Genomic DNA, 14212 nt, shown 5'->3' on the forward strand with positions numbered 1-14212 from the left:
CATCGAGGCGCGGGGCTACAACCCCACTCAGACGCCGGATAGATGAAAGCAAGCCAAACACGACATCAAAAACAGTATTGCAGAAAAGGGGGTAACCATAGATGTGGGAGCGGGCTTGCTCGCGAAGGGGCCAGCACTGACACCAGTAGAATCAAGGTCTGCCGAGCAAATGGCTCATCGCCGTCTTGAGCTTCATCGGCCGCACCGGTTTGTGCATCAGTGTGTGCCCCAATTCACGAATCTGTTGCTTGAGTTCATTGCTGTAATTAGCGGTGATCATCATCGCCGGAATCGCCGAACCGCGACGGGCGTTGATCCGGGCCACGGCATCGACGCCGTTCTGATCGTCATTCAGGTGATAGTCGGCAATCAGCAAGTCTGCTTCTTCGTGATAATTGTCCACTTGCCGCGCAAGGTCCTGCTCCGACAGCGCGGTGACCACCAGACACCCCCACCCTTCGAGCAACGTGCGCATGCCGGCGCAAATGGCCGCGTCGTTGTCCAGCACCCACACCCTCGCCCCACGCAGACGTTCAAGCATCGGTTCACTCATCAGCAGACTCGGCAGCGTCTTGGGTGCCGTGGCGCTGAGCGGCACTTCGACCGAGAACATCGAGCCCTTGCCCGGCCACGAACGCACATGAATGCGGTGACCGAGAATCCCGGCAATCTTTTCCACGATCGCCAGACCCAGGCCTAACCCGCGATCCTGATCTGGACGCTGCACATCACCGCGTTTGAACTCCTGAAAAATCTCCTCGAGGCGGTTTTCGGCGATGCCCATGCCACTGTCCCAGACCTCGATCGACAGGCGCTGGTGATGACGCCGGCAACCGAGCACCACACGACCGGTGTAGGTGTAGCGAATGGCGTTACTCAACAGATTTCGAAGAATCCGCGCCAGCAACTGAATGTCGCTGCGCACCAGTGCGGAACAGGGAATGAAATGCAGCTCCAGACCTTCGCTGCGAGCCACTTGGGTGTACTCGGCAGCAAGGTTTTCCAGCAATTCGCTCAGGGCAAACGGCGCAATGTCGGCCTTGATCACCCCGGCATCCAGCTTGGAGATGTCGACCAGCGTACCCAGCAGGTTCTCCACGTCTTCCAGGGAGTTGCTGACATTGCGCACCAAAATCGCATTGGCCACCGGCTCCCGCCGTTCGAGCAACGCGCTGGTAAACAGCCGCGCGGCGTTGAGCGGTTGCAGCAGGTCATGACTGACGGCAGCAAGAAACTTGGTCTTCGACAGGTTGGCCTGTTCGGCTTCGAGCTTGGCTTCACGCAGGCGAGATTCCGCCCGCCGACGCTCGTCGATCTCGCGCAGCAACTGGTCATTGAGCGTGGTCAGCTCCGCCGTCCGTTCGCGCACCCGCAATTCTAGATTCTGATAGGCCTGGTGCAGCGCTTCGGCGGTGCGACGGCGTTCGGTGATGTCGCGGATCAACACGAAAATCCCCACCACTTCCCCGGTGGCCAGGCGATTGGGTACGTAGGAGCGCAGCATGTAGCGCTCCTGGTTGTTGATGTTGGTTTCGGCGAACTCGAACGTCACGCTCTCACCGGCCAAAGCCCGAGCCACATAGGCTTCCAGGCGCTGGTAATGCTGTTCGCTGTGGACTTCGCGCAGGCTCTGACCAAGCATCACGCCCCGAGGCCAGCAGTACCATTCTTCATACACCTTGTTGGTGAACTCGTAGACCAGATCGGCATTCAGGTAGGCAATCAGCGCTGGCACATGGTCGGTGATCAGGCGAATCCAGCGCTCGCTTTCGCTCAGCGCTTCGGCGTGTTGGTAGCGTTCGGTAATGTCGGTGAAGGTGTTGACGAAACCGCCGGTGGGCAATGGATGGGTGCGGATTTCCAGAACCCGGCCATCGTAGAGGCGCTGCTCGCATTCCTGCACGTGCCGCCCGTTTAGATCCCGACTGGCCGGGGTCAGCAGGTTCAACTCACTGTCGCCGATCACTTCGGCAAACGGTCGATGAGCCGCCACCGGCGCCAAGCCACTCAGTTCGAGGAAACGCCGGTTCCACAGCTCCAGAATGCCCTCGGCGTTAACCATGGCCACCCCTTGGGACAGGTTGTCGACCGCCCGTTGCAACAAATGGGATTTCTGTGCCACCGCTTGCTCGCGGCGCACGGTTTCGCTGAGTTTGACGTCGGTAATGTCGGTGAACAGGATCACCCGTCCGCCTTCTTGGGTGGGCCTTTCGCTGACTTGCAACCAGCGGCCGTCCTGCAGGCGATAGAGCAGGTTTTCGTCGGCATGCCCGCGCGGCTCTTCAGTGAACAGCCCGGTGGCGGACATCAGCCGCTTGACCTCGGCCAGGCGCATGCCGGCATTAATCCGCACCCGGCTGTTGCCCCAGAACGCCTTGAAACGGCTGTTGAACAAGACGATCCGCTGGTCCGCATCGAACAGCACAAACGCATCGGAAATGCTCTCGATCGCATCGATCAAATGCTGATGCGCGGTTTCCGCCCGCAGCCGTGCCTCGCTGAGCAAGTGATTGCCCGACTTGAGTTCGGCCATGGCCTGGTTCAAGGCATCGGTGCGCTCACGTACCTGCTCGGCCAGCACCACCGAATGCTGGAACGCCGCGTACGGGTCGTTGCCGCGGGTGATGCCGGACTCGATCCGCTCGATCAGCGCGCCATTGATGCGCTGCAGTTTGTGGTTGTCGCACTGCAGGCTGGCGATCTGTGCTTGAAGCTCAGCGGTGCCCAGGGGACCGGCCTCGGGCAATGGCAACCCCGGTGAAGGTCTGGTTGATGTGCATGCCATTGAACTGTTCTCCGTAGGTGTTGAAACCCATCACCCGTTGGTCACGCAAAAACGTTCCGATCTGCTCCAGACTGCCGCCGTCTTCCAGTTCCAGACGCCTGAGAAAGCAGTCGCAGCCGATGGTCAGCAACAGATCGCCGAGGCGCTCCTGCAAGCCTTCGAACAGGGTTTGCAGGTTCGGCAGCATCGGGCCGGGCGTCATGACCGTGAGGACGATGCCGTTTTCCACCGCGCAGTAGAAACTCAGGCTCAGGTCGGGATGAACCTGCTGGATCGCCCGTACGTAATACTGATCGTTGATCCGCACGGCCAAAGGGTGCGCGGCGAAGATCCGATGATCGAGCTCGGCCACCGGCACGCCGATGTGCCGGGCGTACTCCTCGGCGGCGGGTTCGGCGTTGAGTTCGAATACCCGGCGCGAGGCGCTATCGGCCCCGGTGACCACCAGTTTTTCCGCCCGAGGCAGGACGTGGTGGGTGGTGAAGACTTCGAAGTCGAGCCAGGTGTTGACCAGCACCACCACCGCCGCGCCGCTGTGGAACTCGCCATTAAAATAGACGTGGGTGTGGGTCAGGTAATTGTCGTCGCCGGCCGAACCGCCAAAATGCGGAATGTCGCCCAACGCCGCGCTCAGGGCCGCGAGGACCATTTCTTCACGACTGGACAAGCCATCGAGCAAGGTCAGGGCAAAACTGTTGCCTTTGATCGGCGCCAGGGTGTTGCTGCGACAGCCACCGACCAGTCGCTCGACCATTTGCTGGGCGTCGATCAGGCTGAAACGCTCCATTTCGGAGATCAGTTCGGCGTCGATGGAAAAATGCCGATGGTCGAAGCCCACCGCGGTCACGCAATTACGGCCGTAGCCCAAGGGCGTGATTTCCCCGGCGCTGGTGCAACCCACCAGGCGAATTCCGCCGAAGCTTTGTTGCAAGGCCTGGCCCAGCGCCTGCAAGTCGTACTCGGCGGAACAGAAGAACAGCACGAAGCCCAAGTGCGGGTGCAACAGTTGTCGCGCCAGCTCCTGGGCCACCTGCTGGGCATCGGTGGCCTGGGACATTGCACTGACCACACCTTCATTCTGGACCTGCTGCATCGTCACCTCCCGCAGGTGCGCATGTATGAGGCACGAGTGTACGAAGCCTGTGAGCTGCGACGTATGCTACTTGGGTAGCGGGTAGCCGCTTCGATGGGATGAGAGTGGTGGCGAATCTCGCCGCGATGCGCGCAGCCAGACTCGCCACCCAAGAGTTACCAGGTCAGTACCGCCCCCACCGCAAAGGTGTCGGTGTCTTCGTCCTGGGCATTGGTGTCGTGGCCGTTGATTGCGAACTGGTTGTACTCGGCCACCAGCTTGAGGTTGTCGTTGACATCATGGAACAGCGCAATGCCGCGTGTTTCGTAGTCCGCGCCGCTGCCGACCACGCCATTGCCGTCGTCGTTGGTCTTGCCGTAAGACAAGGCCAGCCGGTTCTTGCCCAGTTTGTAGGAGCCCTGCAGCAGGTAACCGTCACTGTCGACGTTGCGCAGGGTCGGTTCGCCGGCGTTGTTGGTGAAGAACGGGTTGATGCCCTTGGCCTGGAAGCCGGAGCCGGTGAGAGACAGCCCACCCATCTTCGCTTGCACACCGTAGCCGACGCCTTTGGAGGTGACGGACTGGACGGTGGAATCGGTATTGTCGGAGGTCTGGTAGCTGCCGTTGACCCAGCTGTAAATCTTCGCCCCGGCAACGTCGAACTGATAGGTGATCTCGCTCTCGGTACGCGGGTTCTCCTGGTAGGCCTTGCCTGTCGGACTGCTGTCGTTGGTGTCCACCGGGTCCATGATCCCCACGGCCACCCGCAAACCCTCCATCACCGGCGTGCGGTAGGTGATCTGCGACGTCGGGAACGGGTACGGATAACCCGTGCCGATGTTGCCGAGCGACACCCCGCCACCGTCCACCAGCCCCAGGGAATCGCTGACCTGGCCGTAACCGGCGAGCATTTCATCCAGCAGAATGTTGGAACGGGCGAACAGACCGAAGTCCTTGCCGATCAGCACTTCGCCCCACTCCGGGTTCGCCACGGTGCCGTAGAACTGCCGCACGTCGATGGCGGTATCGGTGCCGTTGGTTTCGCTGTCGTTGATGGTCACCCAGAAGGAGGACCGGGCGCCGAGCTTGAGGTCATCGACCTGCTTGCTCATGTTGAAGCCCAGGTAGTTGGGCAGAAAACCCATTTTGACTCGCGCTTGTTTCCGGTCGAATTGGTCACCGGCTCGGTCCACATCGCTGTTCACATAGAAGGCATTGATGTAGCCGTCAGTGGAGAACGTGGTCTGGTCCTTGTCGTACAGCACGATCTCGGCTTCGGCCATTGAGCTCAAACCGAGGGTCGACAGGCTGGCGATGAAGGCAGGCAAGAAACGATGCTTGATGTTCTTATTGTTGTGCATGACGCGCTCCGCAGCGGGGGACTGGATGTCGGAGGCGATTATCGAAAGCTGACCGGCGGCGTCATACGCTGCCTTGGAGGCGGTTTTAGAGTGCTTTGGAGTGGCAGGTGATGGGCGGCAAGTTCGGTGTAAGACCGTCCGTCGACGAGGCCCGGACCTTAGGGTGTACGCCTGTGGAACGGACTGGCATCCACAGGAACCGGTACTTGCTAGACGCCCGCTCTGAACAGCATGTAAGCGGCGACCACGACACAGATGCTGGCGAAGCCGATCTGCAATCCCCGGGCCGGTACTCGCGCGCAAAGTCTTCGGCCAATGATCATGCCCACAATGCTCGCAACGATAAACGCCACGCCCAAACCGTCGATTCGCACCCCGGCCTGAAACGCGCCGATCACGCCGATGGCGGAAATCAGGCTGATGACCATCAAGGAAGTGGCGACGATTCCGCGCATCTGCACATCGGTCAGCTGCTTGAACGCCGGAACGATCAGGAAGCCGCCGCCCACCCCGAGCAGCCCGGAGACCACACCGGTCACCGCGCCCAGTGCCGCGAGGGTCGCGGTGCACTTGGCGGTCCAGGAAAAGCGCCCGGTCTGCTGATCGAGCATGCAGTTCTTCTGGCCCCAGTTGGCGTGGCCGTGGTCGCTTGGACCTTCGTCCTGGCGCTCACGACGCAGCATCCGCCAAGCCACCATGACCATCAGCAGACTGAACAGGATCATCAGAATTTTTTCCGGCAACTGATGGGCGAAGTAGATGCCGATCGGCGAAAAAATCGCCCCCAGCAGGGCGATCAGCAACGCTGCGCGGTAGCGCACCAGGCCATGGCGCAACCCGTCAATGGCGCCGACAGCCGCCGCACTGCCCACCGCAAAAAGTGCGACCGGGGCAGCCTGGGTCATGGTCAAACCCAGCCCCAGCACCAAGGCCGGCACCGCAAGAATCCCGCCACCGGCCCCGGTCAAACCGAGGACCAACCCCATCACCACGCCAAAAAAACTCGCCAGCAACATAAAACACTCGTGATCTGCAAAAAAAGCCGGGAGCGCCCGGTATCGATGACTGACAGGATAGAGCCCGCGCAGCTTTTTTCATTAATTGAATTGATGCGGGCTGGTCAGCGCGGGGGAAATGAAACTACCCTCATGACTTGTCCAGAAAGAAACGGCCACCATGCCCGCCTTGATTGAAGCTTTTTTAGACCCTGCCTCGTCGACCTACAGCTACGTGATCTACGAACACGATGGCGGGCACTGCGCGATCGTCGACCCGGTGCTCGACTACGACCCCGCCGCCGGGCGAACCGGCACCACCCAGGCCGACAAGATCATCGCCTTCGTTCGCCAACATCAGTTGCAGGTGCAATGGCTGCTGGAAACCCACGCCCATGCCGATCACCTGTCCGCCGCACCGTATCTGCGTCGGGAACTGGGCGGGAAGATTGCTATCGGCAAATCCATCAGCAAGGTTCAGGACGTGTTCAAGTCCCTGTTCAATCTTGAGCCGGGATTTCGCAGTGACGGTTCGCAGTTCGACCATCTGTTCGCGCCGGACGAATCGTTCAGGATCGGCAACCTCAAGGCCACGGCCCTGCATGTTCCCGGCCACACGCCCGCGGACATGGCCTATCTGATCGACAGCGATGTGATTCTGGTGGGCGATACGCTGTTCATGCCGGACGTGGGCACTGCTCGCTGCGACTTTCCCGGCGGCAACGCCAACCAGATGTTTGCTTCGATTCGCAAGCTGCTTGCCTTCCCTGCCAGCGTTCGACTTTATGTCTGCCACGATTACCCGCCCGCAGACCGCGAACCTCAGTGCATGAGCACGGTGGGCGAGCAGCGCAAATGCAACATTCACATTCATGACGGCATCGACGAAGCCGCGTTCGTCGCCATGCGCACCCAGCGCGATGCGGGGCTGGGCATGCCGACGCTGTTGCTGCCGGCGATCCAGGTGAATGTGCGGGCGGGGAATTTGCCGCCGGCCGAGGGCAATGGCGTGACCTACCTCAAAATCCCCATTAACAAGCTGTAAACGCAAAACCTGTGGGAGCGAGCTTGCTCGCGATGACGGTGTGTCAGGTAACATCTATGTCGACTGGCCCGGCCCCATCGCGAGCAAGCTCGCTCCCACAGGGGTTTCGCTTAGTTGTTGAGGGTTAACCCATTCGCCGGCAACGGCAGCGCGGTTTTATAGCGCACCTGCTTGAGTGCAAAGCTCGAACGGATGTTGGCGACGCCGGGGACTTTGGTGAGGAAGTCCATCATGAAGCGCTCCAGCGACTGAATGGTCGGCACCAGCACCCGAATCAAATAGTCCGGGTCGCCGGCCATCAAATAGCACTCCATCACTTCCGGGCGATCCGAGATCGCCTCTTCAAAATGCTGCAGCGCTTCTTCCACCTGTTTCTCCAGGCTCACATGAATGAACACATTCACGTGCAGCCCCAACAGGTCGGCATCCAACAGCGTCACTTGCTCACGAATCAGGCCCAATTCTTCCATCGCCTTGACCCGGTTGAAGCACGGAGTTGGCGACAGATTGACCGAGCGTGCCAGGTCGGCGTTGGTGATGCGCGCGTTCTCCTGAAGGCTGTTCAAAATGCCGATATCGGTACGGTCCAGTTTGCGCATGAGACAAAACCACCTGTTTTTTATGTTTATGCAGATTTTTTATCCTCAAATGATCGCCAACGCAACGAAACAGAGAGAAATATTCTTCTTGGCCCGGCCTATGATTGTTGTAGGACAAGAATTCTTTTATCGAAGAATGACGGTCAGCTCACTACAAGAAATTCACAAGATCGAGCGTAGAAGCCATGAACCAAGCGTACGAACCGCTGCAACTGCACGTTCCCGAACCATCGGGCCGTCCTGGCTGCAAAACCGACTTCTCCTACCTGCGTCTGACCGACGCCGGCACGGTGCGCAAACCCCCAATCGACGTTGAACCGGCCGACACCGCCGACCTGGCCAAAGGCCTGATTCGCGTGCTCGATGACCAGGGCAATGCCCTCGGTCCATGGGCTGAAGGCGTGCCGGCCGAGATCCTGCGTAAAGGCATGCGCGCCATGCTCAAGACGCGGATCTATGACAACCGCATGGTGGTCGCCCAGCGTCAGAAAAAAATGTCGTTCTACATGCAGAGCCTTGGCGAAGAAGCCATCGGCAGCGGCCAGGCCCTGGCGCTGAACGTCGATGACATGTGCTTCCCGACGTACCGCCAGCAAAGCATCCTGATGGCGCGCGAAGTGCCGCTGGTGGACCTGATCTGCCAACTGCTGTCCAACGAGCGTGATCCGCTCAAGGGCCGCCAGTTGCCGATCATGTATTCGGTCAAAGACTTCGGCTTCTTCACTATTTCCGGCAACCTCGCCACCCAATTCGTACAAGGCGTGGGCTGGGGCATGGCCTCGGCGATCAAGGGCGACACCAAAATCGCCTCGGCCTGGATCGGCGACGGCGCTACTGCTGAATCCGACTTCCACACCGCCCTCACCTTCGCCCACGTTTACCGTGCGCCGGTGATCCTCAACGTGGTCAACAACCAGTGGGCGATCTCCACCTTCCAGGCAATTGCTGGCGGCGAAGCCACCACGTTTGCCGGTCGTGGCGTCGGCTGCGGCATTGCCTCCCTGCGGGTTGATGGCAACGATTTCGTCGCGGTCTACGCCGCCTCTGCCTGGGCCGCCGAACGCGCGCGCCGCAACCTCGGCCCGACCATGATCGAATGGGTCACCTACCGCGCCGGTCCGCACTCCACCTCCGATGATCCGTCCAAGTACCGTCCTGCCGATGACTGGAGCTACTTCCCGCTGGGCGACCCGATTGCGCGCCTCAAGCAGCACCTGATCAAGATCGGTCACTGGTCCGAAGAGGAACACACCGCCGTCAGCGCTGAACTGGAAGCCGAAGTCATCGCCGCGCAGAAAGAAGCCGAACAGTACGGCACCCTCGCCGGCGGCCAGATTCCGAGCGCCGCGACCATGTTCGAAGACGTCTACAAAGAGATGCCGGAGCACTTGAAGCGCCAGCGTCAAGAGTTGGGGATCTGACATGAACGACCACAACAACAAAATCGAGCTGGAAACCGCCATGACCACGACCACCATGACCATGATCCAGGCCCTGCGCTCGGCCATGGATGTGATGCTTGAGCGTGACGACAACGTCGTGGTGTTCGGCCAGGACGTCGGCTACTTCGGCGGCGTGTTCCGTTGCACCGAAGGCCTGCAGAACAAGTACGGCACCTCCCGGGTGTTCGATGCGCCGATCTCCGAAAGCGGCATCGTCGGCGTCGCCGTGGGCATGGGCGCTTACGGTCTGCGGCCGGTTGCCGAGATCCAGTTCGCCGATTACGTTTACCCGGCGTCGGACCAGATCATTTCCGAAGCCGCCCGCCTGCGTTATCGCTCGGCTGGCGAGTTCACCGCGCCGATGACCCTGCGCATGCCTTGCGGCGGCGGCATCTACGGCGGCCAGACCCACAGCCAGAGCATCGAAGCGATGTTCACCCAGGTCTGCGGTTTGCGCACGGTCATGCCGTCCAACCCTTACGACGCCAAAGGCTTGCTGATCGCCTCCATCGAAAACGATGACCCGGTGATCTTCCTCGAGCCAAAACGCCTGTACAACGGCCCGTTCGACGGTCACCACGAACGCCCGGTTACCCCGTGGTCGAAACACCCGGCCGCGCAAGTGCCGGACGGTTACTACACCGTGCCGCTGGACGTCGCCGCCATTACCCGTCCGGGCAAGGATGTGACCATCCTGACGTACGGCACCACCGTTTACGTGTCGCAAGTGGCGGCTGAAGAAACCGGCATCGACGCTGAAGTCATCGACCTGCGCAGCCTGTGGCCGCTGGACCTGGACACCATCGTCAAGTCGGTGAAGAAAACCGGCCGTTGCGTGATCGTTCACGAAGCGACCCGCACCTGCGGTTTCGGCGCTGAACTGGTCGCCCTGGTGCAAGAGCATTGCTTCCACTACCTGGAAGCGCCTATCGAACGCGTCACCGGTTGGGACACTCCCTACCCGCACGCACAAGAGTGGGCGTATTTCCCTGGTCCGTCCCGAGTGGGCGCGGCTTTGCATCGGGTTATGGAGGTCTGAATGGGCACGCACGTTATTAAAATGCCGGACATTGGTGAAGGCATTGCAGAAGTTGAATTGTCGGTATGGCACGTCAAAGTCGGCGACATGGTCGTCGAAGATCAGGTACTGGCCGATGTCATGACCGACAAGGCGATGGTCGACATCCCTTCGCCGGTGAACGGCAAGGTGATTGCGCTGGGCGGTGTGCCCGGCGAAGTCATGGCGGTTGGCAGCATCCTGATCAGCATTGAAGTCGAAGGCGCGGGCAACGTTAAAGAGTCGGCTCAGCCTGCACCTGTTAAAGAAGCGCCGGTTGCGGCACCGAAAGTTGCAGCCGCTGTTGAAAGCAAACCGGTTCCCGCTGCAGCGCCGCGAGCTGCCGTATGCCAAGGTCCGATGGTCGCTCGCGAAGCTGATGAGCGTCCGCTGGCCTCCCCGGCTGTACGCAAACATGCGTTGGACCTCGGCATCCAGTTGCGTCTGGTCCGTGGCTCCGGTCCTGCCGGTCGGGTGCTGCACGAAGACCTCGACGCCTATCTGGCCCAGGGTCAGCAGCCGCAATCCACCGCTGCCGCCGCTTACGCCCAGCGTAACGACGAAGAACAAATCCCGGTCATCGGCATGCGCCGCAAGATTGCCCAGCGCATGCAGGATGCCACTCAGCGCGCCGCTCACTTCAGTTACGTCGAAGAAATCGATGTCACCGCCGTGGAAGAACTGCGCGCTCATCTGAACGAAAAACACGGCGCGACCCGCGGCAAGCTGACCTTGCTGCCGTTTCTGGTCCGCGCTCTGGTTGTTGCCCTGCGCGACTTCCCGCAGATCAACGCCCGTTACGACGACGAAGCCCAGGTCATCACGCGTCTTGGCGCGGTGCATGTCGGCGTCGCCACACAAGCCGACATCGGTTTGATGGTGCCGGTAGTGCGTCACGCCGGAACCCGCAGCTTGTGGGACAGCGCTCAGGAAATTTCTCGCCTCGCTACCGCTGCCCGTAATGGCAAGGCCAGCCGCGATGAATTGTCCGGTTCGACCATCACCCTGACCAGCCTCGGCGCCTTGGGCGGCATCGTGAGCACCCCGGTGCTGAACCTGCCGGAAGTGGCGATCGTGGGCGTCAACAAAATCGTCGAACGCCCGATGGTCGTCAAAGGCCAGATCGTGATTCGCAAGATGATGAACCTCTCCAGTTCCTTCGATCACCGCGTGGTCGATGGCATGGACGCGGCGCAATTCATCCAGGCCATTCGTGGCTTGCTCGAACAACCCGCCACCCTGTTTGTGGACTGATTATTAGTGGAGCAGGCATGCAAACTTTGAACACCACGCTGCTGATCATCGGTGGCGGCCCTGGCGGCTATGTGACGGCGATCCGTGCCGGCCAGCTGGGCATCTCGACCATTCTGGTTGAAGGCGAATCCCTGGGCGGCACTTGCCTGAACATCGGCTGCATTCCGTCCAAGGCGTTGATCCACGTCGCCGAACAGTTTCACCAGACGCAACACCACAGCCAGCATTCGGCGCTGGGCATCAGCGTGTCGGCGCCGACGCTCGATATCAGCAAGAGTGTCGAGTGGAAGGACGGCATCGTTGATCGCCTGACCACGGGCGTTTCGGCGCTGCTGAAGAAGAACAAAATCCAGGTTATTCAAGGTTTTGCGAAAGTCATTGATGGTAAAACCGTAGAAGTCGGCGACACGCGTATTCAGTGCGAGCATCTGGTGCTGGCCACCGGTTCGAAAAGTGTGAACCTGCCAATGCTGCCGATTGGCGGGCCGATCATCTCCTCCACCGAAGCCCTGGCGCCGACCTCCGTGCCGAAACGGCTGATTGTGGTCGGTGGCGGTTACATCGGTCTCGAGTTGGGGATTGCCTATCGCAAGCTCGGCGCCGAGGTCAGCGTGGTCGAGGCTCAGGATCGCATCCTGCCGGCCTACGACGCCGAACTGACGCAGCCTGTGCATGACGAACTGAAAAAACTTGGCATAAAGCTTTACTTGAAGCACAGCGTCCAAGGCTTTGATTCTGTTAGCAATACACTGCACGTTCTTGACCCGAATGGCGACACCCTGAACATTGAGACCGATCAGGTACTGGTGGCCGTCGGCCGCAAACCGAACACTCAAGGCTGGAACCTCGAAGGTTTGAACCTGGACATGAACGGCTCGGCGATCAAGATCGACAACCGCTGCCAGACCAGCATGCGCAACGTGTACGCCATCGGCGACGTGAGCGGCGAACCGATGCTCGCGCACCGGGCCATGGCTCAAGGCGAGATGGTTGCCGAGCTGATCAGCGGTAAATCCCGTGAGTTCAACCCGACCGCCATCGCCGCCGTGTGCTTTACCGACCCGGAACTGGTGGTGGTCGGCAAGACCCCGGACGACGTCAAGGCGGCTGGTCTGGACTGCATCGTTTCCAGCTTCCCGTTTGCGGCCAATGGTCGGGCGATGACGCTGGAATCGAAAAGCGGCTTCGTGCGGGTCGTGGCGCGGCGTGACAATCATGTGATTGTCGGCTGGCAGGCGGTCGGTGTGGGCGTGTCGGAATTGTCGACGGCGTTCGGTCAGAGCCTGGAAATGGGCGCCCGACTGGAAGACATTGCCGGCACCATCCACGCGCACCCGACGCTCGGCGAAGCGGTACAGGAAGCGGCGTTGCGTGCGCTTGGTCACGCGCTGCACCTCTAACTGACTCACACTGATCGTTCCCATGCTCCGCGCGAGAACGATCAAAGGAACGCATTCCGGGCTGCGATTTAGGCCCGGAATGAAGTATTGTTGTCCCCATCCAGAAAAACGTCAGAAGCCTTGAACCGTTTCGGCGGTTGTTAAGTGATAGAGGGTGTCATGGGTAACGAAAGCATCAATTGGGACAAGTTGGGTTTTGACTACATCAAGACAGACAAGCGCTATCTGTCGCACTGGCGTAATGGCGAGTGGGACAAAGGCACCCTGACCGAAGACAATGTGCTGCACATCAGCGAAGGTTCCACTGCCCTTCACTATGGCCAGCAATGCTTCGAAGGCATGAAGGCCTATCGTTGCAAGGACGGCTCGATCAACCTGTTCCGCCCGGACCAGAACGCCCTGCGCATGCAGCGCAGCTGCGCACGCCTGCTGATGCCGTTCGTGGAAACCGAGCAGTTCATCGAAGCCTGCAAGGAAGTGGTCCGCGCCAACGAGCGTTTCATCCCGCCTTACGGCACCGGCGGCGCGCTGTACCTGCGTCCGTTCGTGATCGGCGTGGGTGACAACATCGGCGTGCGTACCGCCCCCGAGTTCATCTTCTCGATATTCGCCATTCCGGTCGGTGCCTACTTCAAGGGCGGCCTGACCCCGCACAACTTCCTGATCTCCAGCTACGACCGCGCCGCCCCACAAGGCACCGGTGCAGCCAAGGTCGGTGGTAACTACGCGGCCAGCCTGATGCCAGGTTCCCAGGCCAAGAAAGCCCACTTCGCCGACTGCATCTACCTGGACCCGATGACCCACACGAAAATCGAAGAAGTCGGTTCGGCCAACTTCTTCGGCATCACCCACGACAACAAGTTCGTGACCCCGAACTCGCCGTCGGTCCTGCCGGGCATCACCCGTCTGTCGTTGATCGAGCTGGCAAAATCGCGTCTGGGCCTTGAAGTGGTCGAAGGCGACGTATTCATCGACAAGCTGTCCGACTTCAAGGAAGCCGGCGCTTGCGGTACTGCTGCGGTGATCACACCGATCGGCGGCATCAGCTACAACGACAAACTGCACGTGTTCCACAGCGAAACCGAAGTCGGCCCGGTCACCCAGAAGCTCTACAAAGAGCTGACGGGCGTACAGACCGGCGACATCGAAGCGCCAGCGGGCTGGATCGTCAAGGTTTGATTTGACGGGGCCTGACCCCAAGC

11 protein-coding genes are annotated in these 14212 nt (G+C 60.4%); 6 read left to right on the top strand and 5 right to left on the bottom strand.

The genetic code is table 11. The features are described from left to right. Window positions 1–151: 151 nt before the first annotated feature. From nahK to FQ187_RS18585, 4 genes are all read right to left on the bottom strand, one after another. Window positions 152–2746 carry a hybrid sensor histidine kinase/response regulator NahK/ErcS' gene (gene nahK, locus FQ187_RS18570; RefSeq protein ID WP_149630661.1) on the bottom strand — a complete coding sequence of 865 codons (2595 nt, stop codon included), beginning with the start codon at window positions 2744–2746 and terminating at the stop codon, window positions 152–154. Beyond that, window positions 2715–3878: a nitric oxide-sensing protein NosP gene (gene nosP / locus FQ187_RS18575; protein ID WP_149630591.1), complete on the bottom strand. Its 1164-nt coding sequence runs from the start codon at window positions 3876–3878 to the stop codon at window positions 2715–2717. Before nosP ends, nahK begins: the two co-directional genes overlap by 32 nt. Before the next feature lie 155 nt (window positions 3879–4033). Next, window positions 4034–5218: a porin gene (locus FQ187_RS18580; protein WP_149630592.1), complete on the bottom strand. Its 1185-nt coding sequence runs from the start codon at window positions 5216–5218 to the stop codon at window positions 4034–4036. Between the two features lie 209 nt (window positions 5219–5427). Continuing rightward, window positions 5428–6234, bottom strand: a complete 807-nt coding sequence (locus FQ187_RS18585) for a sulfite exporter TauE/SafE family protein (protein ID WP_149630593.1) — start codon at window positions 6232–6234, stop codon at window positions 5428–5430. A 160-nt stretch (window positions 6235–6394) separates the two neighbouring features. On the opposite strand from FQ187_RS18585, the gene FQ187_RS18590 reads away from it, so the two are divergent. Then, window positions 6395–7258, top strand: coding sequence for an MBL fold metallo-hydrolase (locus FQ187_RS18590; protein ID WP_149630594.1), 864 nt, complete (start codon window positions 6395–6397; stop codon window positions 7256–7258). A 110-nt stretch (window positions 7259–7368) separates the two neighbouring features. Here FQ187_RS18590 and bkdR read toward each other — a convergent pair whose 3' ends face one another. Continuing rightward, complete coding sequence (gene bkdR / locus FQ187_RS18595; RefSeq protein WP_008005367.1) at window positions 7369–7857, bottom strand: Bkd operon transcriptional regulator BkdR; 489 nt, start codon at window positions 7855–7857, stop codon at window positions 7369–7371. Between the two features lie 185 nt (window positions 7858–8042). On the opposite strand from bkdR, the gene FQ187_RS18600 reads away from it, so the two are divergent. The 5 genes from FQ187_RS18600 to FQ187_RS18620 all read left to right on the top strand — a co-directional run bounded on the left by FQ187_RS18600 (window position 8043) and on the right by FQ187_RS18620 (window position 14189). Then, window positions 8043–9278, top strand: coding sequence for a 3-methyl-2-oxobutanoate dehydrogenase (2-methylpropanoyl-transferring) subunit alpha (locus FQ187_RS18600; protein ID WP_149630595.1), 1236 nt, complete (start codon window positions 8043–8045; stop codon window positions 9276–9278). Between the two features lies 1 nt (window position 9279). Then, on the top strand, window positions 9280–10338 hold the full coding sequence (locus FQ187_RS18605; RefSeq protein WP_033054499.1) for an alpha-ketoacid dehydrogenase subunit beta: 1059 nt from the start codon (window positions 9280–9282) through the stop codon (window positions 10336–10338). Continuing rightward, window positions 10339–11610: a dihydrolipoamide acetyltransferase family protein gene (locus FQ187_RS18610; RefSeq protein ID WP_149630596.1), complete on the top strand. Its 1272-nt coding sequence runs from the start codon at window positions 10339–10341 to the stop codon at window positions 11608–11610. A gap of 17 nt (window positions 11611–11627) precedes the next feature. Further along, window positions 11628–13010 (top strand): dihydrolipoyl dehydrogenase, encoded by a 1383-nt coding sequence (gene lpdA / locus FQ187_RS18615; RefSeq protein ID WP_149630597.1) that lies wholly within the window; start codon window positions 11628–11630, stop codon window positions 13008–13010. A 159-nt stretch (window positions 13011–13169) separates the two neighbouring features. Then, the gene (locus FQ187_RS18620; RefSeq protein WP_149630598.1) at window positions 13170–14189 is read left to right on the top strand and encodes a branched-chain amino acid aminotransferase; all 1020 of its coding nucleotides are present in this window, start codon (window positions 13170–13172) and stop codon (window positions 14187–14189) included. The last annotated feature ends 23 nt before the right edge of the window (window positions 14190–14212 follow it).

Source organism: Pseudomonas sp. ANT_J28, assembly GCF_008370005.1.
Classification (GTDB): Bacteria; Pseudomonadota; Gammaproteobacteria; order Pseudomonadales; family Pseudomonadaceae; genus Aquipseudomonas; species Aquipseudomonas frigoris.

Excerpts from the sequence above, each read along its gene's own strand:
- nosP (WP_149630591.1), bottom strand. The coding sequence starts at position 3,878 with ATGCAGCAGGTCCAGAATGAAGGTGTGGTCAGTGCAATGTCCCAGGCC.
- FQ187_RS18580 (WP_149630592.1), bottom strand. The coding sequence starts at position 5,218 with ATGCACAACAATAAGAACATCAAGCATCGTTTCTTGCCTGCCTTCATC.
- FQ187_RS18585 (WP_149630593.1), bottom strand. The coding sequence starts at position 6,234 with ATGTTGCTGGCGAGTTTTTTTGGCGTGGTGATGGGGTTGGTCCTCGGT.
- FQ187_RS18590 (WP_149630594.1), top strand. The coding sequence starts at position 6,395 with ATGCCCGCCTTGATTGAAGCTTTTTTAGACCCTGCCTCGTCGACCTAC.
- bkdR (WP_008005367.1), bottom strand. The coding sequence starts at position 7,857 with ATGCGCAAACTGGACCGTACCGATATCGGCATTTTGAACAGCCTTCAG.
- FQ187_RS18600 (WP_149630595.1), top strand. The coding sequence starts at position 8,043 with ATGAACCAAGCGTACGAACCGCTGCAACTGCACGTTCCCGAACCATCG.
- FQ187_RS18605 (WP_033054499.1), top strand. The coding sequence starts at position 9,280 with ATGAACGACCACAACAACAAAATCGAGCTGGAAACCGCCATGACCACG.
- FQ187_RS18610 (WP_149630596.1), top strand. The coding sequence starts at position 10,339 with ATGGGCACGCACGTTATTAAAATGCCGGACATTGGTGAAGGCATTGCA.
- lpdA (WP_149630597.1), top strand. The coding sequence starts at position 11,628 with ATGCAAACTTTGAACACCACGCTGCTGATCATCGGTGGCGGCCCTGGC.
- FQ187_RS18620 (WP_149630598.1), top strand. The coding sequence starts at position 13,170 with ATGGGTAACGAAAGCATCAATTGGGACAAGTTGGGTTTTGACTACATC.